This window comes from Bittarella massiliensis (ex Durand et al. 2017) (assembly GCF_009876955.1).
Classification (GTDB): domain Bacteria; phylum Bacillota; class Clostridia; order Oscillospirales; family Ruminococcaceae; genus Bittarella; species Bittarella massiliensis.
The window spans coordinates 393,267-412,707 of sequence record NZ_WWVY01000002.1; the positions used below are offsets into that span (position 1 = coordinate 393,267).

Sequence of the window (19,441 nt, forward strand, 5' to 3'; positions counted from 1 at the left end):
CGCCAGGGCGCACCCGGCCGCTCCAACGGCCTTTATCGCGGCTTTCCCCCGCTCATCCCTCACAAAACAGGGGGACGACCGCCCCTTTGGCCACGTCCACCAGCCCCTTGTCGGTGATTTTCAAAGCCGGGCTCACCGGCAGCGAGAGGGTGCACAGGGACATCACCGGCTCGTAGTGGCGGTACCCCAGCCGGCGCAGGGCGAGCTGTACCTCCCGCAACTGGGAACCGATGACCTCCATCGGCTCCTCGCTCATCAGCCCCGCCACCGGCAGGGGGATCTCGGCCAGGATCTCGCCGCCCTCGGCCACCGCCATCCCCCCGCCCAGCTGCCGCACCCGCTCGGCCGCCAGGGCCATGTCGGCGGCGCTGTGGCCCACCGCCATCAGGTTGTGGTGGTCGTGGGCATAGGTGGTGGCCACCGCCCCGCGCTGCAGCAGGTCGCCGCAGGCAAACCCGCGGCCTACGCCGCCGCCCCGGCCGTGGCGCTCAAAGACGCAGACCAGGGCCGCACCGCTGCCCTGCCAGTCCACCAGCCCCCCTCGCACCGGCAGGGAGAGGTGCTCCTCGGTGGTCTGGGTCCTTAGGCGGCTGACCCCCATGGCCCGCACCGTCACCCGCTGGGCCCCCTGGGGGGCGGGCACCCGAAAGGCCTCCTCCCCGATGGGGGAAAGCTGCACCGAGCGGTAGAAGTGGGGCGGGAACATCCCCGCGCGGCGGCGGGGGGGGGCCGGGGCCGCCGCGTCCCACACCAGCCGCCCGGCCTTGTAGGTGCGCTGGGGCAGAAAGTCCTCGGCCCGCTCGGAGAGCAGCACCATGTCCGCCAGCCGGCCGGGGGCAAGGGCCCCCCGGTCGTACAGCCGCATCCGCCGGGCGCCGGTGTAGCTGGCGCAGTAGACGGCCTGTTCCAGGGGCATCCCCTGTCGTACCGCCTCCCTCGCCAGGGCGTTGAGGTGGCCCCGGTCGACGAGGGCGTCGGCCATGGTGTCGTCGGTGACAAAAGCGGTCTGCCCGTAGAGGCGGTTTTGCACGATGAACGCCACCACCTCGGGCAGCATCATCTTCTGCTGCAGCTCGAAGAACATCCCCTTAAAATAGCGGTGCTTCACCTCTTCCAAGTCGTGCTCGGTGTGGTCCGAGTCGATGCCGGTGAAGAGGTAGCGGGAGAGGTCGACCCCCTTGAGGCGGGGGCAGTGCCCCTCCAGGGGGAGCGCCGGGGCCCGGTCGCGCAGGTAGCGGGTGAAAACATTGGGCTTGCAGGCGGGTTCGCTTAGCACCCCGCGGGTGTTCATCACCTCGCCCAGGCAGGCGATGCGGGGGTCTTGGAGCAGCTCCTTCAGCTCCTCCAGCCCGATCTCGCCGCCGGTGGTCTCCAGCGCGGCGCTGGTGGAGGGCACCGAGCTGGGGATACCGCAGAGCACCTCCACCGCGCTGTCAGGGGCGGCGTCGAGGATGGCACGGATCCCCTCGAGCCCAAAGACGTTGGCGATCTCGTGGGGTTCGCTGACGATGGTGGTGACCCCACAGCGGGCCAGGTAGTCGGTGAAGGGCAGCGGGGCGGCCATGCTGCTCTCGATGTGCATGTGCACGTCCACCAGCCCGGGAATCAGGTAGCGCCCGCCGCAGTCAAAGCGCGCCGGGGCCGAAAACTCCTCCAGCCCCTCCTCCCCCAGGCCCACATGGAAGATCCGCCCCTCCAAAACGGCCAGATAGCCATGGAAAAAGCGCTGGAAATAGCTGTTGTATATCCGGGCGTTCTCGAGGATCAAATCAACTGGATACACGGCATACCACCCTTTCTGCAAACAGGCGGCCCGTCGGGGGCCGCACATCCCTTCTCTTTCCTGCATGATAGCACAGCGGCGGCCGGGGGGACAAGGGTCACCGCTTGTCAATTTGCCGGGAATGCCGTACACTCTCTTCAGAGGGAGCGCACAGCCGCGTTTCCGATCCAATTTGACCGGCGGGGTGAGCGCGTGAAAACAGATCGTCTGGTGGGCATTTTGACCTACCTTTTGCAGACCGACCGGGCCACCATGCCGGAGCTGGCGGCCCGCTTTGAGGTGTCCCGGCGCACCATCCAGCGGGACGTGGATGCCCTCTGCCGCGCGGGCATCCCCCTGGTGAGCACCCGGGGCGGCGGCGGAGGGGTCGCCATCATGGACGGCTACAAGCTCGACCGGCGGCTGCTCAGCCCCGGTGAATTGCAGGGCATCCTCGCCGGTCTGCGGGGGCTCGACAGCGTCAGCAAGACCTCCTCGGCCGAGCAGTTTTTGCAGAAGGTCTCCGCCCGGGGGGAGGCCCCCTTCTCCCCCGACGGCGACCTGGTCATCGACCTGGCATCCTTTTACAAGGACAGCCTGTCCGAAAAGATCGAGCTGCTGCGCCGGGCCATCGCCCAGCAGGAGCTGGTGCGCTTTCACTATTACTACGGCAAGGGCGAGGCCGACAAGCGGGTGGAGCCCTATTCCCTGGTCTTCAAGTGGTCGGACTGGTACCTCTTCGGCTTTTGCACCCAGCGGCAGGACTTCCGCCTCTACAAGCTGGGGCGGCTCTGGGCCCTGACCCCCGCCGGAGAGGGGTTTGTCCCCCGCCCGGTGCCGGCGGAAAAGCGCCGCTTCGGCAGCCAGATGCGCGATGACTACCTGGTCACTGCCCTCTACTGCCCGGCGGCCAAATACCGGCTGGTGGAGGAGCGGGGCCCCGACTCCTTTTCCGTCGCAGAGGACGGCCGCCTGCTGGCCCGCTGGGGGTTTGCCGGGCCGGAGGAGGCCCTCGCCTGGTTCCTCAGCTTCGGCGACGGGGCGGAGGTCATCGACCCGCCCCAGATGAGGGAGCGGGTGCGCGAAGAGGCCGAAAAAATCGCCGCCCGCCACCGCTGAATAGGACAGGCTGTTGTCCTGTTCGCCCTGCTACGATAAGGGAGAAATGACGGCGGACCGCCCAGGGGGCAGCCCGCAGAGGAGGCGTCTTTGATGGTGGAGCCCCGCTGCGGCCTTTCCCGTACCGGACGCACCTGGAGGGAGCGCTGCGGCGGCGGCAACGAGACCGACGGCTCTCCTTTCACGGGACCTGCCCCCTGGCCCGGTGCCGCCAGGGCAGGGGACAGCCCCGCCTTCCCCTGCGCGCTGTCGGCGCGCCATTCCAGCGACACCCCGCCCGGCGCCCGCATCGAGCGGTGCCGGGGCTGGGCTGAAAAGAAGGAGGAGAAAAAAGTGGTGGAGATTTACAGCTACGGCGACTTTGTCGAGGGGCTTTTGGCGGCGGGGTTTGCCCTGGGCGGCAGCAACGCCGAGAGCATCTACACCCTGGTGCCCTGGGACTGGCGGGAACAGCCGCCCTACGACACCCCGGTGCGCTGGCACACCGGCGACCCCGAGACCGACCCCTGGGAGTGGCGGATGCGGGTGCTGACAGAGCGCGACGACATCGCCTACGGCAAGGTGTTTTTCAAAAAGAGCGGCTACATCACCCGGGCCTGGTACCCCTATTTCCTCGCCGCCCGCCGACAGGGGCGGACCCTTTTCGAGGCCTATGAGGAGGGACAGGTCAGCCGGGAGGCCAAGCGGGTCTACGAGGCGCTGCTGGCAGCCGACAGCCTCCCCGCCCACGAGCTCAAGCGCCGGGCCGGCTTCTCTTCCCAGGAGAAGGCCCCCTTTGAGCGGGCCCTGACGGAATTGCAGATGCGGCTTTACATCACCGTCTGCGGCCGGCAGCAAAAGCGCTCCCAAACCGGGGAGGGGTACGGCTGGCCCTCGGCCGCCTTCTGCACCGCCGAGCGCTTCTGGGGCTGCGGCCTGTTTCGCGAGGCGGACGCCCTCTCCCCCCGGGAGGCGGAGGAGGCCATCGCCCGTCAGGTCTACCGCCTCAACCCCGAGGCGCCCCCCAAAAAGTGCAGAAGTTCATCCGCGGGTAGGACCAAAACAAGGCGGCCCGGGAAAGGCGACATCGCTTTTCCCGGGCCGCTTCTCCGTCACCAGCCGTAGCGGCCGCCGATGAAGTCGACAAAGCGCTTGGCGCTGGGGGAGAGGGAGACGTCCCGCAGCTTGCACCAGCTGATGTGCCGGGGCGGCAGGGAAAAATCCACCGGCAGCTTCACCACCAGTCCCCGGCGCAGGTAGTCCTCGGCAAACTCCTCGATGGCGCAGCAGACCCCTAGACCGATGCGGGCGAAGTCCAGCAGCAGGTCGTGGGAGCCCAGCTCGATTTCCGGGGAGATGGGCAGGCCCTGCGCGGCAAACCAGTCGTCCACCAACCGCCGGGCGTTGGACTTGCGCTCCAGCAAGATCAGCGGCAGGGCCGCCACCTCGGCGGCGACGAGGGGACGCTGGGGCAGGGGGTAGCGGGGCCCGGCCAGAAAGACGTCGTGCACCCGGAAAAAGCGGTGCTCCTCCACCCGCTGGTCCCGCACCGGGGAGTTGACAAAGGCCAGGTCCACGCTGTGTTCGGCCAACATCTCCACCGCCTCGATGGAGGTGCCGTTTTGGATGACCAGCTGGATGTGGGGGTACTCCCGGTGAAAGCGCTCCAACTGGCCCAGGATCACAAAGCGGGAGATGGTGTCCGACACCCCCACCCGCAGTTGCCCCTGCTCCAGGTTCTGCTGCTCCCGCAGGCTCTGCTGCCCCTGTTCCAGGGTTTTGAGGGCGGCGTCCACATAGCCGTAGAGCAGCTCCCCCTCGCTGGTGAGGGAGAGCCGCTTCCCCCGCCGGTCGAAGAGGGGGACCCCCAACTGGCTCTCCAGGTGTTTGACCGTCTGGCTCACCGCCGACTGGGAGACAAAGAGCTTCCCCGCCGCCGCCGAGAAGCCCCCCTGCCGCGCCACCTCGCGAAAGACCCGATAGTGTTCCAGCTTGACCTCCATACTATTAGACCACCTTATAAATTATATTATGAAAAGATATTTTACTTATATATACAATTGCATTATACTGGTAGAGCAGTTGTTTGTAAACCGGGCTTTTGGGCCCGCCAAAAAAGGAGAGGCAAGATGAGTAACTTCGTAGGCACCGTATCCAGAGGGATCAAACTTCCCATCGTCAAAGAGGGGGACGACCTGGCCGCCATCGTGGCCAGGTCGGTGCTGGACGCCGCCGCGGGCGAGCCCTTCGCCCTGCACGATCGGGACGTGGTGGCCATCACCGAGTCTGTGGTGGCCCGCACCCAGGGCAACTACGCCACCGTCGACGACATCGCCGCCGACGTGCGGGCCAAGCTGGGGGGCGAGCACATCGGGGTGGTCTTCCCCATCCTCAGCCGCAACCGCTTCTCGGTCTGCCTCAAGGGGATCGCCAAGGCCGCCAAAAAGGTGACGGTGCTGCTCAGCTACCCCTCCGACGAGGTGGGCAACCACCTGATCGACATCGACCGGCTGGAAGAGGCCGGCATCAACCCCTGGAGCGACGTCCTCACCGCCGAGGAATTCCACGAGACCTTCGGCACCGTGCTGCACCCCTTCACCGGGGTGGACTACCTGGACTACTACGCCCAGGTCATCCGCGAGTGCGGGGCCGAGCCCCAGATCGTGTTGGCCAACAAGCCCGCCGCCATCCTGCGGTACACCAAGCGGGTGCTGGCCTGCGACATCCACACCCGGCAGCGCACCTGCCGCCAGCTGAAGGAGGCCGGGGCCGAGGCGGTCTGCTCCCTCAGCGACATCCTCAACCAGAGCATTGGCGGCCGCGGCTACAACGAGCAGTACGGTCTGCTGGGCTCCAACAAGGCCACCGAGACCTCGGTGAAGCTCTTCCCCCGGGACTGCGACGCCTTTGTCCAGCGGGTGGCCGACCTGCTGCGCGAGGGCAGCGGCAAGCAGATCGAGGTCATGGTCTACGGCGACGGTGCCTTCAAAGACCCGGTGGGCCAGATTTGGGAACTGGCGGACCCGGTGGTCTCCCCCGCCCACACCGCCGGGCTCGACGGCACCCCCAACGAGGTCAAGCTGAAATACCTGGCCGACAACGACTTTGCCGACCTCAGCGGCGAGGAGCTGCAGGCCGCCGTCCGCGAGCGCATCGCCCACAAGAAGGACAAGCTGGTGGGCGACATGGCCGCCCAGGGCACCACTCCCCGCCGGCTGACCGACCTCATCGGCTCCCTGTGCGACCTGACTTCCGGCAGCGGCGACAAGGGCACCCCGGTGGTGCTGGTGCAAAACTACTTCGACAACTACGCCAAATAAGGCCCGCCGTACGGCCTTGAGAGGGCGCCCTAAAATGGGCGCCCTCTCTCTGTTTTACCCCCCAAAAAGGGCATGGCATTGGCCGCATAACTGTGTTATACTGAATCTATATACGCCAGGAGGAGGTGGGGGGCCGCTTTGAAATACAGACGACTGTTTGCCGCCGCACTGGCCGCCCTCGCCCTCCTGAGCGGCTGCGCCAAGGACAGCCCCCAGCGGGAGGGGCACCCCGCCGGCAACTACCAGCGCCCCCCGGTGGCCGAGGCGGTCTTTGACGGCAGCGACGCGGTCTCGGGCGGGGGGGCCGACATCGACCTGACCAACCTGGGCGAGGGCTATGTGGCGGTGCGGGCCCAGCACAGCGCCCGCCTGAAATTTCAGGTGCTCAAGGGGGAGGAGACCTACAACTACGACCTGGCAAACGACGGCACCCCCTGCTTTTACCCCCTGCAGATGGGGGACGGCGAATACACCTTTCGGGTGATGCGAAACACCACCGGCGACCGGTATGCCCAACTCCTTTCCACCGCCCGGCAGGTGCAGCTCACAAGCGAGTTCGCCCCCTTCCTCCGCCCCAGCATCCAGGTCAACTACACCCCCCGGTCCGCCTGCGTGGACAAGGCCGCCCAGCTGTCGGCGGAGGACACCAGCCAGATCGGGGTGGTCAACAGCATCTACGACTACATCGTAAAAAATATCCGCTACGACGTGGGGAAGGCGGAGACCGTCCCCAAGGGCTACACCCCCGACCCCGACGAGACCCTGAAAAGCGGCACCGGCATCTGCTACGACTATGCGGCCCTGGCGGCTGCCATGCTCCGCAGCCAGGGCATCCCCACCAAACTCGTCACCGGCTACGTGGCCCCGAACGACCTCTACCACGCCTGGAACTTGATCTATTTGGAGGAGTCGGGCTGGATCGCGGTGGAGTTTCAGGTGGAGGCCGGCAATTGGGTGCGCATCGACACCACCTTCGCCGCCGGCGGGGCGGACCTAAAGGATTTTGTGGGCGACGGCAAAAACTATGTCGACCGCTATGTGTACTGATATGGGCGCGAGAAAAAGAGGAGGCGGCAGATGAAACAGACGCTGTTGAACGACCTGGAGCTGAGCCTGTTTTGCGAAAATCTATCCATGATGCTGGGGGCCGGCATCCCGTCCAGCGAGGCGCTGGAGCTCTTTTGCGAGGACATGGAGCCCGGCCCCTTTCAGGAGGGGGTCCGGCGGGTCTTGGACTGCCTGGAAGAGACCCACTCCCTCCCCGGCGCCCTGCGGGCGGCGGGCTGTTTCCCCAGCTATTTGAGCGACATGGTCGAGGTGGGCGAGATCGCCGGGCGCACCGAGCAGGTGCTCAAACGGCTGGCCGTCTACTACGAGGGGCAGGACGCCCTGCAGAAAAAGCTGCGCAGCGCCGTGGTCTACCCCACGGTGATGCTGGTTTTGATGACCGCGGTGATGCTCTTTTTGGTCTTTGAGGTGCTGCCGGTCTTTTCCGGCGTCTACGCCCAGTTGGCGGGGGACCTGACCGGCTCCTCCGTCGGGTACATGTCGGTGGCCAAGGGGGTCGCCTGGGCGGTGCTGGTCATCACCCTGGTGCTGGCGGTCCTCCTCTTGGTGGGGCTGCAGATGATGAAGCGCCCCCGGGGGCTGCAGCGGCTGGCCGCCCTGGCCCAGCGCCTCCCCCTGACCAAGGGGGTCGCCTACCAGGTGTCTCTGGCCCGCTTCACCTCGGCCCTGAGCACCTTTTTGGCCAGCGGGGTGGACACCGACCGGGCCATGGCCGTCTCCAGTGAGATGGTGGACCACCCCCTCCTGCGCGCCAAACTGACCCGCTGCCGGGAGCGGATGGAGACCGGCGAGGGGTTGGCCCAAGCCATCTACGCCGAAAAGGTCTTCCCCTCCCTCTACGCCCGGATGCTCGTCAGCGGCTTTCAGAGCGGGAGCGGCGAGGAGTCGCTGGCCCGTCTCACCCGCCTCTTTGCAGAGGAGTCCGACCGCCAGATCGACGGGGCCCTCTCGACGGTCGAGCCGGGGCTGGCGGCCTTCCTCACCCTCTCGGTGGGGGTCATCCTCCTAGCGGTCATGCTGCCCCTCATCGGCATCATGGGCGCCATCGGCTAAAGGGGGGCTTTGCTGTGTACACCTCGTTTGCCCAGCGGCGGCGGGCCCGGCGGGTCCGGCTGCTCCTCCTCGCGCTGGCGGCGCTGCTGCTGGCCGGCTGTCTCCTGCTGCTGCCCAGGGTGCAGGGGGATCTGAGCCGGCAGTCGGCCGCCGCGGCCGAGGCGGCGGTGCGCCGGGCGGTGGTGCAGTGCTACGCCGTCGAGGGGGCCTACCCCGCCGACTTGCAGTACCTGGAAGAGCGCTACGGGCTGCAGATCAACCACCGGCGCTACATTGTGGACTACAACATCCTCGCCCCCAATGTGGCGCCCCAAATCACCGTGCTGGAAAAAGAGAGCTGACGGCGAGAGCGGCCGAGGAAAGGGGGAATCAGGCGTGAAGAAAAAGCAGGCGGGGGGGCAGTTCGCCTCGGCGACGGCCGTCTTTTTCTCCTTTTTGCTGGCGATGCTGCTCCTGGTCATCCTGGGCTCTTCCAGCTACCGGGACACCGTGGCCGGGATGGAGGGGAACCAGGCCGCCCGGGCCGGGCGCGCCTATCTGCTGACCAAGCTGCGCAGCGGCGACCAGGCGGGGATGGCCGCCGTCGAGACCGGGGCGGCAGGGGACGTTCTGGTCCTCTCCGAGCGGGCGGGGGACGAGGTCTTTGAGACCCGCATCTACCTGGCAAACGGCAACCTGGTGGAGGAATACCTCCCCGCCGGGGAGGGGGGCGACCCCTCTCTGGCCCAGGTGGTCTGCCCCGCCGGGCAGTTTTCCGCCCGGCGGGAGGGGGACACCCTGCACCTGCAAATAGACGGAAGCGCCTTTTCCTATGCCCTGCGCAGCACAGAGGGGGGAGAGCAATGAGCCGCCGCAACCGAAGCGCCGCCTTTTATGTGGAGACGGCCATCACCCTCTTCTTCCTCCTCTGCACCGCCGCGGTCATCGCCCAGCTCTTCTCCACCGCCCTGCAAAGCAGCCACCTGGCCGAGGAGATGACCCGGGCCGAGTTCGCCGCCGAGGAGGAGGCGGAGCGGCTGGCCGCCGCCCCCACCCTGGAGGATTGGGCGGCGGCCGTACAGGGCGCCGGGGCCCAACTGTCCCAAGACGGGGACCGCTACACCGCCCGCCTCCTCCTCGGGGAGGGCGACGGTTGGGTGCTGGTGGAGCTGCAGGCGGAGGAGACCGCCGGCGGCCGGCTGGCCCGGGCCCAGATCTCCGCCGGGCGGAGGGAGAAGGCCAGCTTCTCCCTGGAGTCCGGCCGGTACTGGCAGGGAGAGGGGGGACAGCCGTGAGGCGGCAGACAGCGGGCCAACAGCCGGTCAAGACCGGGGCCCTGACCATCTTGCTGGTGGTGATGAGCATCTGCCTGGCAGCCCTGGCGGTGCTCTCCCTCACCACCGCCGCGGCCGACCGCAAGCTGGCCGAGCGCAGCGGCGAGACCACCCGCACCACCTATGCCCTGGAGCTGGCGGGCCAGCAGTGGCTGGCCCAGCTGGACGCCCTCCTCCTCGAGGCGGGAGACCAAAGCCCCGCCGACCTGCAGGCCCTGGCCGCCCAGCGGCTGGATGGGCAGCTGCGGTGGGAGGGCAAGACCCTGGTCGCCACCCTGGGCGACCAGGGGGAACGGCAATTGCAGCTCACCGTCGAGCTGACCGGCGGCAAAACCCGTTACCGGGTGCGCGGCTGGCAGGTGATCACCCCCTGGGAGGGGGGCGGTCCCCAGGGCGGTCTCTGGGACGGCCAGAGCTAGGGCCGTCAACACATCCATTCATCCGGGAGGTATCAGGCCAATGGACATCACAGCTATTTTGAAACAGGCGGTGGACTGCGGGGCGTCAGACATCTTCGTCATCGCCGGACTCCCCCTCTCCTACCGGCAAAACGGACACATCGTCCGCACCGAGGGGGAGCGGCTGATGCCCGACCGGACGGCGGCGGTGGTCAAGGCCGTCTACGAGATCGCCGGGAAGGAGCAGTCCCCCCACTTCGCCCTGGAGGGGGACGACGACTTCTCCTTCTCCATTCAAAACCTGGGGCGCTTTCGGGTGAACATCTTTCGCCAGCGGGGCAGTCTGGCGGCGGTGATCCGGGTCATCCGCTTCGGCCTTCCCCAGCCGGAGGACCTGCACATCCCCCCGGTGGTGATGCAGATCGCCGAAAAGACCAAGGGGTTGGTGCTGGTCACCGGCCCCGCCGGCAGCGGCAAGTCCACCACCCTGGCCTGCATGGTGGACCACATCAACCAAAACCGCGAGGGCCACATCATCACCATGGAAGACCCCATCGAATACATCCACCGCCACCAGAAGTGCATCGTCACCCAGCGGGAGATCACCAGCGACGCCGGCAGCTATGTGCGGGCGCTGCGGGCGGCCCTGCGGGAGAGCCCGGACGTCATCTTGCTGGGGGAGATGCGCGACTATGAGACCATTGAGGTGGCCATGACCGCCGCCGAGACCGGGCAGCTGCTCTTCTCCACCCTGCACACCACCGGGGCGGCCAACACCATCGACCGCATCATCGACGTCTTCCCTGCCAACGCCCAGCAGCAGGTGCGGGTGCAGCTGTCCATGGTGCTGCAGGCGGTCATCTGCCAGCAACTTGTCCCCACCCTGGACGGGGCGCTGGTCCCCGCCTTTGAGATCATGCTGGTCAACCCCGCCATCAAAAACATGATCCGGGAGCAGAAGAGCCACCAAATCGACTCGGCCATCTTCGCCGGGGCCGACCAGGGGATGCGCACCATGGACCAAAGCCTGCTGGAACTCTGGAAACAGGGGGCCATCTCGGCCGAGACCGCCGCCATGTACTGCCTCAATTTGGAGACCATGCAGAAAAAGTTGCAGGCCGGCCGCTAGGCCCGCGGGAGAAAGGAGCATTGCCGTGAACACACTGACTGTCCGCCTCTTTGGGGGGCTGCGCGCCGTGCAGGGCGACCGGGTCCTGTTGGAGAGCAAGGGCCGGCTGGGCCGCCCGGCGGAGGCCTTTGCCTACCTGCTGCTGCACCGGCAGGAGGCGGTGACCAACGAGCAGCTCATCGAGGCCCTCTGGGAGGACGAGGACCTGGAAAATCCCGCCGGCGCCCTGAAAAATGCCATCTACAACCTGCGCAAACAGCTGCGGGACGCGGGGCTGGAAGGGGATTGTATCCGCAGCTCCAAAAACCGCTACCAGCTGACCCCCGACTTCCCGGTGGAGCTGGACACCGAGGAGGCCGAGGAGTGCTACCGCACCATCACCCGCCCCGGCGTGTCCGACGGCGAACTCCTCCGGGCGGGAAAGGCCCTCTTCTCCCTCTACTCGGGGGACCTGCTGCAAAACCTCCCCACCCAGCGGTGGATCGTGCAGTACAACGTCTACTACCGCCGCCTCTACCTGGACGCGGTGGACAGGGTCTGCACCCAGCTGCTCAAAGACCCCTCGAGCGAGCACTGCGAGGAGGTGCTGGCCATCTGCCGCAAGGCAAACCTCATCGAGCCCCTGCGGGAGCCCATCTACCTCTATATGTTCACCGCCATGCAGTAGTTGGGGATGAAGAAGGCCATCCTCAACTACTACCCCATCACTGCCAACCTCTTTTACGACGAGCTGGGGGAGCGGCTGTGCGCCGAGATCCGCCAGATCTACTTCTGGGCCAGCGAGGGCACCAACCTCATCGAGCAGGACCTGCAGCAGATCCAGGAGGACCTGGCCGAAATCACCAAGGACCAGCGGCCCATCCGCGGCGCCTATTTCTGCCCGTATGAGATGTTCAAGCACATCTACCACATGGTGGCCCGCAGCGCCGAGCGGGCGGGCAACAACGTGGTGCTGCTCCTCCTGACCCTCACCAAGCCCAGTGGCGGGGTGCTGCCCAAAGACCTCAACGTCACCGCCATGCTCAAACTCAAGAGCGCCATCTCCCGCGCCCTGCGCAAGGGGGACGTCTTCTCCCGCTACTCCAAGAGCCAGTATATCCTCATGCTCTCGGTGCGCCAGTTCTCCGACGTGGAGATCATCACCGAGCGGCTGCAGAAATGTTTTGCCGCCGAGCAGCCCCCCAAAGGGGTGCGGCTGCAGCCCAAGGCCAGAGAGCTCTCCCCCATCGTCTAAACAGGTCCCCCTCCGCCCCGGACGCCGCTGTCCGGGGCTCTTTTTGCCTCCTTTTCGCCCGGTGCGGCGGCGCGCCCTCCTCGCCCCCTGCCGGCAGCCGTTAAAAAACTTCTTGCCTTTTTTGTAAAAATTTCGGTTTCGTGACCGGTTCTGTGACCGCTCGCCGATAGAATGAGGACAGAAACAGAGATCGCGTGCCTTTCGTGACGCTTGAAACACTGCAATAGAGGAGGAAACCAACATGAAAAAACGAGTGCTGGCCTGCCTGACCGCCCTTGTTTTGGCACTGGGCTGCTTCCCCGCCACCGCCTTTGCCAACAAGCCGGAATCCGGCATCGGCTCTTCTTCGGTCACCGAGCAAAATTCCAAGCACGACACCGAAGTCAAGTTCGACCACAAGACCTACTCCATCACCGCCCCCCGCAACATCGAAACCGTCACCTACAAGCTGACTGCCTCCCTGGCCGCCAGCCCCGCCAACCTCTCCCTCAAAAATGGGGAGAGCGGGGATGTCGCCTTCGCCCCCTCGCTGGAAAACACCGTCGCCAAGACGGTGAGCGACAAGGGCTTCCAGCTCGGCTTCAAGCTGGTGCGCGGCTCCTACACCGACACCTACTACGACATCCAGCGCATCGAGTACACCTTTACCCCGAAGGGGCAGGGCGAGACGGTGCACACCACCATCCACTACCCCCTCGACGGCAACCACAAGCTGGAGGGAGTCGGCAACGGCTACTGGGTCGAGCAGCAGTTTATCCTCGGCGCCGGCGGCGGCAACCGGGTCGACCTGAAACCCGGCACCAGCTACAAAGTCTCCGTCAGAGTCTATACCAGGGACCGCAACAACATCGAGCACACCGTCATTGCCTGCCCCGAGGTTGACAACTTCGGCAGCGTCACCATCCCTGAGGCCTACACCGCCGAGATCGGCAAGACCGACCTGAGCGGCAGCTACCTGACCTTTGCCGGCAACGAGAACTTCGGCGTCTCTCCCCAAGGGAGCGAAAACACCTACACCGTCACCAAACTGCAAAACAACAACGCCTCGGCGGTCCTCACCGCCCAGTTGCACCTGAAAGACGGCACCGCTGTCGCCAGCGCCGACGTGGCTGTTGGCGGCCCCCGCCTCAACACCGTCACCTTCCAGGTGAACGAGAGCGCCGGCTCCATCTCCGGCGGCAAACCGGTGCAGTCGGTCTACGGCGCGAGCAACGTCAAGGTCCCCACCGTCACCGCCAGATCCGGCTACTTCTTCATCGGCTGGGCCGCTGAGGGCAGCGACAAGATCGCCATCGGCCCCAACCAGAAAAATGTCAAAGCCCCCCTCGCCGGCGACATCACCTACGTGGCCCAGTTCTCCCGGCAGACCAACGTGGTCACCATCTTCTACGAAAACAGCGCCACCGGCGCCCCTCTCGGCCAGGTGAGCGAGCTGGTGGGCGACAGCGAGCAGCCTTTGACACTGATCGACGAACAGCACAACGGCCTCCCCGTCGGCAGCGAGTACACCCTCCCCACCGCCAAGACCCTGGTTGGCTACACCTTCGAGGGCATCTACGACAACTACGGCAACAAGGTGACCACCGATGCGGTGGAGGTCAAAGGGATGGCCAACCAAAACGCCTACTTTGTCCGCTACACCCCGGTCAACTACACCGTCACCCTGCACTTTGACAGCGCCGCCGGTTCGGCGGAGAGCGAGTCGATCTCGGTTCCCCTCTATGGCAAGCTGGACGCTCCCGCTTTCAACGCCAACGACGGCTACCTCTTCCACGGCTGGAAGCTGCCCGACGGCAGTGCCTACGACCCCTCGGTCCGCATCACCTCCGACCTGGAGCTGACCGCCGACATCACCCACCTTTCTTACACCGTCACCTTCCTGCCCGGCGAACACGGTTCCCTGGACGGGGAGACCACCCAGCAAGTCTACCACGGAGAGGCCGCGGTGGCCCCCACTCCTGTCCCCAATGAGGGCTGGGTGTTTGCCGGCTGGGACACCGATTTCTCGAATGTCACCGGCAAGCTGACCGTGACCGCTCTCTGGGAGGAAAAGACCTTTACCGTCACCTCTCAGTTCAGAGACACCGACGGCAACCCCCTGGAAAATGTCTCGGCTCTGCAGGGCGACGAGGAGACCCCTGTCACCCTGGAAGACAGTTCCCTGCCCGTGCAGGAGGGCACCGTCCTCCACGGCATGACCGACCGCCAGCTGTTCCCCACCCTCATCGGCTATGAGGCGGTGGGCGTCTACGACAAGGACGGCAATCTGCTGACCACCGATCCCAAAGTCACCGGCGACAACACCTACACCCTGGTCTACCAGGCCAAGGAGAACACCGTTACCTTTGCTCTGCCCGCTGCCGCCGGCAGCCTGGAGAGCAGCACCGCCAGCGTCCCCAACTACGGCAAGCTGGCCGACCTGCCCACCCCCGCCATGAACGACGGCTACACCTTCCAGGGCTGGGCCGACGAAAACGGCAACCTCTACGACATCAACACCCGCCTCACCTCTGACATCGAGCTGACCGCCCTCTACAACCGGGCCTCCTATACCGTCACCTTCCTGCCCGGCGAGCACGGCACCGTCTCTGGCGACGCCCAACAGACCGTCTGGCACGGCGAAGCCGCCGTGGCCCCTCAGGCCACTCCCGATGAGGGCTGGGTGTTTGCCGGCTGGGATGCCGACTTCTCGAAGGTCACCGGCGAACTGACCGTCACCGCCCTCTGGCAGGAGGTCGAGCCCGAAGAGCCCGTGAACCCCCCCCCCCCGGATGAGGAGGAGCCCCCTGTGGGCCCGGTCATTCCGACCGACCCCGCTATTCCGACTGATCCCACTGCTCCGGTCAACCCGACCAACCCCGTCCCCCCGGCTGTCACCCCCGGCGGCAATACCCCCGCTGACAATACGCCGGCCGACAACACCCCGGCTGACCAGGTGACCATTCCCGACAACGAGACCCCCGAGGCCCAGACCCCGGTCGACGGCCCCACCGAGGAGATCCTCGACAACGAGACCCCGCAAGCCCAGGCCCCCGGCGCTGACCGCATGACCCTGCTCGACTTGATTGGCGCCGCTGTCGCCCTGATCCTCGCCATCGCCGGCGCTTTGAGCAAAAAGCGCACCCTCGGCAAAAAGGGTATCCTGGCCGGTATCGCCACCCTGCTGGTTGTCCTCTTCTTCGTGACCCAGCCCATGGTCTGGCGCTTCCGCATCGCCGACATCTGGACCATCTTCTTCGCCGTCGGCATCGCCGCTCAGGCCTTCACCCTCCTCTTCAAGAAAGACGAAGAGGCAGAAGAGGCCCAGGAGAACCGCTAATCGGTTCAGGCGGCCCCACATTCTCGGCAGTCTTATCCCAAACCGGATAAGGTGATAAAAGCCCCTGCCGCCCACCTTTCTAGGAGGGCGGCAGGGGCTTTCTGTTGGGTAGTGGGATTTTTCTGCAGGGCGAGGAAGACGGGGCTCTTTTCAAAAAGAGGGCTTTCATCAGGGCCCTCTTGTCCCTATTCGCCTCCTTGCCCCCGCCCCGGCTTGCTCGATTTGCAGGTTGCAGGGCCCCCTCATCCCTTTGCCTCATCGCGGGCATAGAAAAAACCACCTGCCAAAACAGGTGGTCATATCTCTGTTTCAAATGGGAGTAGGTCTTTCCCTTTTGCAAATTTGGGACACGGCAAATTGCCGAAGTACACGCCGTCTGGCTTCCCCTCTGGGTATGCTTCGCAATTCCAGAGCAATATATGCTCTTTCTGTGCGTGTTTACAGGACCGGCAGGCAATCTCCCTTTCATCTCCGTGCTGAAACCCCACTATCGGGTCAAAACACATCTCTACGTTCCATTTTAAAGAGGATCCCTACCGTCCGCCCCTGCCGCCAGTCTTTTTCTGCTCCAGAAGGCGCACATAGACCACCTTGCTGTTTCCGTCGGCCGAGCGGATGCCCTTGATGTCCAGCATCCCCAGGGATTTGAGAAAGGGGGTCAGCTTCTTAAAGCCGAAATTGCGGACGTCAAAATCGGGGTAGCGCTTGGTGAGCACGCTCCCCAGCTCGCCGGTAAAGGCCCAGCCGTCCTCGTCGGAAATCTCCTCCACAATGTTGCGGATGGCCTTGCGGATGGTCTTTTGCGAGGTCATCTGCTGGGAGCCGCCGGTGGCGGGGACGCATTTGGCGGTCTCGGGGGCTTCGGTCTCCGCTTCCAGCTGTTCTGTCTCCTCGCTCTCGGCGGCCTGGGCGGCAGTCTCGGCCAGGATCTCCAGGTAGCGGAACTTGTTGCAGGCGCTGATGAAAGGCTGGGGGGTCTTTTTCTCCCCCATCCCCACCACGTACATCCCCGACTCCCGCAGACGGGCGGCCAGCCGGGTGAAGTCGCTGTCGCTGGAGACGATGTAGAACCCCTCCACATTCCCCGAGTAGAGGATGTCCATGGCGTCGATGATCATGGCCGAGTCGGTGGCATTTTTGCCGGTGGTGTAGCCGTACTGCTGGATGGGGAGGATCGAGTTGTCCAGCAGCAGGCTCTTCCAGGACTGGAGAAGCGGGCTCGACCAGTCCCCGTAGATGCGCTTGTAGGTGGCGATCCCGTCGCTAGAGACCTCGTCGAGGATGCACTTGATGTATTTGCCCGACACATTGTCGGCGTCTATCAGGACGGCAAAGCGCCGGTCCATGCTGTTTTCCATATGATTCCTTCCTTTTTCCTTGATACTTTCCAGTATACACCATCCCCTGCGCCGGATGCAATCGAAAAAGGCCGGTCGGGGGAAAGAGGGACAAGGGAATTGCGATCCGGCGCATAAAAATGACCGCCGGAGAGGCCCCGACGGCCAAATGCGGGGAAAGGGGCAAAAGCCCCCTTGTCCCTTCTCCTTTTGCAGGAGATAGCCCAGGCGCCGCGGCGCTCCACTAGAACCTCCGCGAGAATCTGTCCCCAGGACTTCAGACTGTACCCGCCCGGCAAGACATCTTCAAAGCACCGCTTTTCCCTCCGCAAACGATGCCTTCGCCCGCTGCCAAAGGCCACAGCCCTCCCGGCTTGGTCGGGTCGGAGGGTTCCACGGCTCTCCTTCAAGTAAACGCCCTCAACCGCACACGGCGCACTCTGCTCGGCGAGCAAAGACGGCGGCGCTTTCTCTGTACCTTTTCGGGTTGACAGAGCGGTGAAATAGGCAGCGGCTCACAGATTGCTTGCGTCACCGATCTCCCCCGAGAGGGCCTGCGCCATTTCGGCGGGAAGGGGGAACCCTCTACTCCCCTATTCGGTGGGCTCCTCTCTCTTTTGTAAAACGACCTCTCAGAGCAATGCCTTTGCGCTGGGCTCCACTGTCATCCCGCCTAGCCACCTTCCAAGCTCGTCGGCAAAGCGGCTTCCCTTCTCCGTCTGCGCGGGTCTAAAAATTGGGCTCTCCGCCCGGCCACATCTGTTTTCGCGGGTCTCGTTCGATGCCAGACTCAAAAAGCCCCTTCGCACGGCAGCGGCCAGGCCCTTCCATCGCAGGGCACACCTTACTCCCCTTTTCGCCCTCCTGTCTGCCGATGGGCGGTAATAATGGTGTAGCTGTGCGCATTTACCGTTATGGTGCAGCCATCTATTCGCACATACCAGTTCTTACCGGCCCTGACGATGGCGGCGCTGGAGGAGGCGACCTTCTCCCGGCACCACTCCACCACATCATCCGTGTCCAGGGTGAGGTTCCTTTTGACCCGCGCAGCGCCCCCCGGCGTCGTGTGCAACCTCTCCAGCTGAGAGAGCAGCCCCTCCGCCTTCTCCGCCCCACTCAAGCGATTTCAAAGCTCTGCGAGTGAAAGTCTGTGTAGTAGCGGCCGCCGGTCGCCACAAACTTCAAAACACAGTAGTCCGGGTCGGTCACCCCCTTGGGGTAGTAGAGGGTGTCGCCCTCCCGCCAGATTATCTCCTTGCTGGCAGGGTCCTCCAACACCTCCATGCGGCCGACCAGCATGACCCCTCGAAAAAGGCGGCTGTCGCAAAAGTAGATGCTGGCCTTGGGGTCCTTTCTGTACTGGGCCACCCGCATGGAAGAGGTGTTGGTGGTAAAGTAAAACGCCCGGATACCCACCCGCTTGCGGGGCGGGAGCATCGCCTTCATGTGGGGAAATCCGTCCTCCGAGACGGAGGCGATAAAGGAGACCCCTTGCCGGTCAATCAATTCCTCAATCGTTGTTTCAATATCGCGCAACATCTGTCTGTCCTCCCTCTATCCGGTTTGGCAGGCGTTTTGCCGGCCACCTGAAAACTCTATTTTCTGTTGGGCCTTCTCTTGATGGCGAGCAACCGGACAAAATCGTCAACCATCGAGAGGTCGGACGGCTCAAACATCACCCATTTCCCATCGCGGTAGGTCTTTGCCCCGTCGTAAATCGCCTGAACCCGCTGTGGGTACTGCCCCCGCTCCGCTTCAAACGCCGCTTGCTCTGCCTTCCCGAAAATCACCATAAAGCCGATCTTCTTCTCCCTTGCGTACAGCGCGCAGAGCGTCTTGCCGCCTCTGCGATACTTGTACTCATAGGTCCACGCCTTGCCGCCGCTGTTCCAGAGGCGGTCCATATCGTACCTCTCGTCGATGGCGGCGCACAGCGCGACCCAAACATCAAACAGGGGCCGACCGACCAAGGCGGTCATCTCCTCTGCACTCGGCATTCTCTCCAACACAGTATCACACTCCTTACAATCGTTTCATTCCTCTCCTCGCCCCTGCCGCCCCAGACAGCAGGCAACAAAAAGTGCCCTCTCCCCTTACCGCTGCCGGGTAGGTGGCGCTCATCTGCCGCTGGGACTCGGCGGCAATGGTGTCGAAGACAATGCTGGATTTGCCGGAGCCGGACACACCGGTAAACACCGTGATCTTCTCCTTGGGAATTTGAAAGGTGATGTGTTTCAGATTGTTCTGGGTCAGTCCGTGCACAGTGATGTCGCCCATCTGTCGATCCCCCGCTCTCTCATCCGTCTGTCGCAGCGCCCATCTTTGCAGAGCGTCACCGACTTTCAGTATAGCAGGTAAATCTGACCCCTTCATGACATATTTTGCACAGTTTTGTACGGTCCCACCGGCC

The 19,441-nt window shown here is 64.6% G+C and carries 19 protein-coding genes and 1 pseudogene; 13 read left to right on the forward strand and 7 right to left on the reverse strand.

Features of this window, described 5'->3' with window-relative positions:
- Nucleotides 1-52 precede the first annotated feature (52 nt).
- Entirely contained in the window at nucleotides 53-1,783 is a 1,731-nt protein-coding gene (locus GT748_RS15660) for an adenine deaminase C-terminal domain-containing protein (RefSeq protein WP_161222306.1), read from the reverse strand.
- A 192-nt stretch (nucleotides 1,784-1,975) separates the two neighbouring features.
- Between GT748_RS15660 and GT748_RS02930 the strand changes: the two genes are divergently transcribed.
- Nucleotides 1,976-2,881, forward strand: a complete 906-nt coding sequence (locus GT748_RS02930) for a helix-turn-helix transcriptional regulator (RefSeq protein WP_044993506.1) — start codon at nucleotides 1,976-1,978, stop codon at nucleotides 2,879-2,881.
- A gap of 93 nt (nucleotides 2,882-2,974) precedes the next feature.
- Complete coding sequence (locus tag GT748_RS02935) at nucleotides 2,975-3,985, forward strand: AlkZ-related protein (RefSeq protein WP_021661350.1); 1,011 nt, start codon at nucleotides 2,975-2,977, stop codon at nucleotides 3,983-3,985.
- Here the strand turns inward: GT748_RS02935 and GT748_RS02940 are convergent.
- Nucleotides 3,973-4,863 carry a LysR family transcriptional regulator gene (locus tag GT748_RS02940; protein ID WP_021661351.1) on the reverse strand — a complete coding sequence of 297 codons (891 nt, stop codon included), beginning with the start codon at nucleotides 4,861-4,863 and terminating at the stop codon, nucleotides 3,973-3,975. The two genes, GT748_RS02935 and GT748_RS02940, sit on opposite strands and share 13 nt — an antisense overlap.
- Nucleotides 4,864-4,989: 126 nt before the next feature.
- On the opposite strand from GT748_RS02940, the gene GT748_RS02945 reads away from it, so the two are divergent.
- The 11 genes from GT748_RS02945 (at nucleotide 4,990) to GT748_RS02995 (ending at nucleotide 15,694) form a co-directional block, all read left to right on the forward strand.
- The gene (locus GT748_RS02945; protein ID WP_021661352.1) at nucleotides 4,990-6,180 is read left to right on the forward strand and encodes a coenzyme F420-0:L-glutamate ligase; all 1,191 of its coding nucleotides are present in this window, start codon (nucleotides 4,990-4,992) and stop codon (nucleotides 6,178-6,180) included.
- Between the two features lie 138 nt (nucleotides 6,181-6,318).
- Nucleotides 6,319-7,227, forward strand: a complete 909-nt coding sequence (locus tag GT748_RS02950; RefSeq protein WP_021661354.1) for a transglutaminase-like domain-containing protein — start codon at nucleotides 6,319-6,321, stop codon at nucleotides 7,225-7,227.
- Nucleotides 7,228-7,257: 30 nt separating this feature from the next.
- Nucleotides 7,258-8,301: a type II secretion system F family protein gene (locus tag GT748_RS02955; protein ID WP_021661355.1), complete on the forward strand. Its 1,044-nt coding sequence runs from the start codon at nucleotides 7,258-7,260 to the stop codon at nucleotides 8,299-8,301.
- 14 nt (nucleotides 8,302-8,315) lie between these two features.
- A complete protein-coding gene (locus GT748_RS02960; protein ID WP_161213268.1) occupies nucleotides 8,316-8,642 on the forward strand; it encodes a hypothetical protein in 327 nt (108 codons plus the stop codon).
- Between the two features lie 34 nt (nucleotides 8,643-8,676).
- Nucleotides 8,677-9,147, forward strand: coding sequence for a DUF4860 domain-containing protein (locus GT748_RS15365; protein ID WP_021661357.1), 471 nt, complete (start codon nucleotides 8,677-8,679; stop codon nucleotides 9,145-9,147).
- Nucleotides 9,144-9,575, forward strand: coding sequence for a hypothetical protein (locus tag GT748_RS02970; protein ID WP_021661358.1), 432 nt, complete (start codon nucleotides 9,144-9,146; stop codon nucleotides 9,573-9,575). The genes GT748_RS15365 and GT748_RS02970 overlap by 4 nt, the downstream gene beginning before the upstream one ends.
- Entirely contained in the window at nucleotides 9,572-10,033 is a 462-nt protein-coding gene (locus GT748_RS02975; RefSeq protein ID WP_021661359.1) for a hypothetical protein, read from the forward strand. Before GT748_RS02970 ends, GT748_RS02975 begins: the two co-directional genes overlap by 4 nt.
- A gap of 40 nt (nucleotides 10,034-10,073) precedes the next feature.
- Nucleotides 10,074-11,141, forward strand: coding sequence for a type IV pilus twitching motility protein PilT (locus GT748_RS02980; protein ID WP_021661360.1), 1,068 nt, complete (start codon nucleotides 10,074-10,076; stop codon nucleotides 11,139-11,141).
- 25 nt (nucleotides 11,142-11,166) lie between these two features.
- Nucleotides 11,167-11,808 carry an AfsR/SARP family transcriptional regulator gene (locus tag GT748_RS02985; RefSeq protein ID WP_161213267.1) on the forward strand — a complete coding sequence of 214 codons (642 nt, stop codon included), beginning with the start codon at nucleotides 11,167-11,169 and terminating at the stop codon, nucleotides 11,806-11,808.
- Between the two features lie 6 nt (nucleotides 11,809-11,814).
- Entirely contained in the window at nucleotides 11,815-12,375 is a 561-nt protein-coding gene (locus tag GT748_RS02990) for a hypothetical protein (RefSeq protein WP_161213266.1), read from the forward strand.
- A 241-nt stretch (nucleotides 12,376-12,616) separates the two neighbouring features.
- A complete protein-coding gene (locus tag GT748_RS02995) occupies nucleotides 12,617-15,694 on the forward strand; it encodes an InlB B-repeat-containing protein (protein WP_161222307.1) in 3,078 nt (1,025 codons plus the stop codon).
- Between the two features lie 533 nt (nucleotides 15,695-16,227).
- Here the strand turns inward: GT748_RS02995 and GT748_RS03000 are convergent.
- The 5 genes and pseudogenes from GT748_RS03000 to GT748_RS03020 form a co-directional block, all read right to left on the reverse strand.
- Nucleotides 16,228-17,052, reverse strand: coding sequence for an NYN domain-containing protein (locus GT748_RS03000; protein ID WP_021661365.1), 825 nt, complete (start codon nucleotides 17,050-17,052; stop codon nucleotides 16,228-16,230).
- 823 nt (nucleotides 17,053-17,875) lie between these two features.
- Nucleotides 17,876-18,151: a DUF3781 domain-containing protein gene (locus tag GT748_RS03005; RefSeq protein WP_021661367.1), complete on the reverse strand. Its 276-nt coding sequence runs from the start codon at nucleotides 18,149-18,151 to the stop codon at nucleotides 17,876-17,878.
- Nucleotides 18,148-18,570, reverse strand: a complete 423-nt coding sequence (locus GT748_RS03010) for a pyridoxamine 5'-phosphate oxidase family protein (protein ID WP_021661368.1) — start codon at nucleotides 18,568-18,570, stop codon at nucleotides 18,148-18,150. The genes GT748_RS03005 and GT748_RS03010 overlap by 4 nt, the downstream gene beginning before the upstream one ends.
- A 56-nt stretch (nucleotides 18,571-18,626) precedes the next feature.
- Nucleotides 18,627-19,040, reverse strand: coding sequence for a DUF3788 domain-containing protein (locus GT748_RS03015; protein WP_044993508.1), 414 nt, complete (start codon nucleotides 19,038-19,040; stop codon nucleotides 18,627-18,629).
- Nucleotides 19,041-19,122: 82 nt separating this feature from the next.
- Nucleotides 19,123-19,308, reverse strand: a pseudogene (locus GT748_RS03020) (hypothetical protein); the annotation flags it as partial.
- Between the last annotated feature and the right edge of the window lie 133 nt (nucleotides 19,309-19,441).

What these genes read in the sequence shown, in the direction of transcription:
- GT748_RS03010 (WP_021661368.1), bottom strand. Translation starts at nt 18,570, where the DNA reads ATGTTGCGCGATATTGAAACAACGATTGAGGAATTGATTGACCGGCAA.
- GT748_RS02945 (WP_021661352.1), top strand. Translation starts at nt 4,990, where the DNA reads ATGAGTAACTTCGTAGGCACCGTATCCAGAGGGATCAAACTTCCCATC.
- GT748_RS02955 (WP_021661355.1), top strand. Translation starts at nt 7,258, where the DNA reads ATGAAACAGACGCTGTTGAACGACCTGGAGCTGAGCCTGTTTTGCGAA.
- GT748_RS02990 (WP_161213266.1), top strand. Translation starts at nt 11,815, where the DNA reads ATGAAGAAGGCCATCCTCAACTACTACCCCATCACTGCCAACCTCTTT.
- GT748_RS02980 (WP_021661360.1), top strand. Translation starts at nt 10,074, where the DNA reads ATGGACATCACAGCTATTTTGAAACAGGCGGTGGACTGCGGGGCGTCA.
- GT748_RS02935 (WP_021661350.1), top strand. Translation starts at nt 2,975, where the DNA reads ATGGTGGAGCCCCGCTGCGGCCTTTCCCGTACCGGACGCACCTGGAGG.
- GT748_RS03000 (WP_021661365.1), bottom strand. Translation starts at nt 17,052, where the DNA reads ATGGAAAACAGCATGGACCGGCGCTTTGCCGTCCTGATAGACGCCGAC.
- GT748_RS02940 (WP_021661351.1), bottom strand. Translation starts at nt 4,863, where the DNA reads ATGGAGGTCAAGCTGGAACACTATCGGGTCTTTCGCGAGGTGGCGCGG.
- GT748_RS02970 (WP_021661358.1), top strand. Translation starts at nt 9,144, where the DNA reads ATGAGCCGCCGCAACCGAAGCGCCGCCTTTTATGTGGAGACGGCCATC.
- GT748_RS02995 (WP_161222307.1), top strand. Translation starts at nt 12,617, where the DNA reads ATGAAAAAACGAGTGCTGGCCTGCCTGACCGCCCTTGTTTTGGCACTG.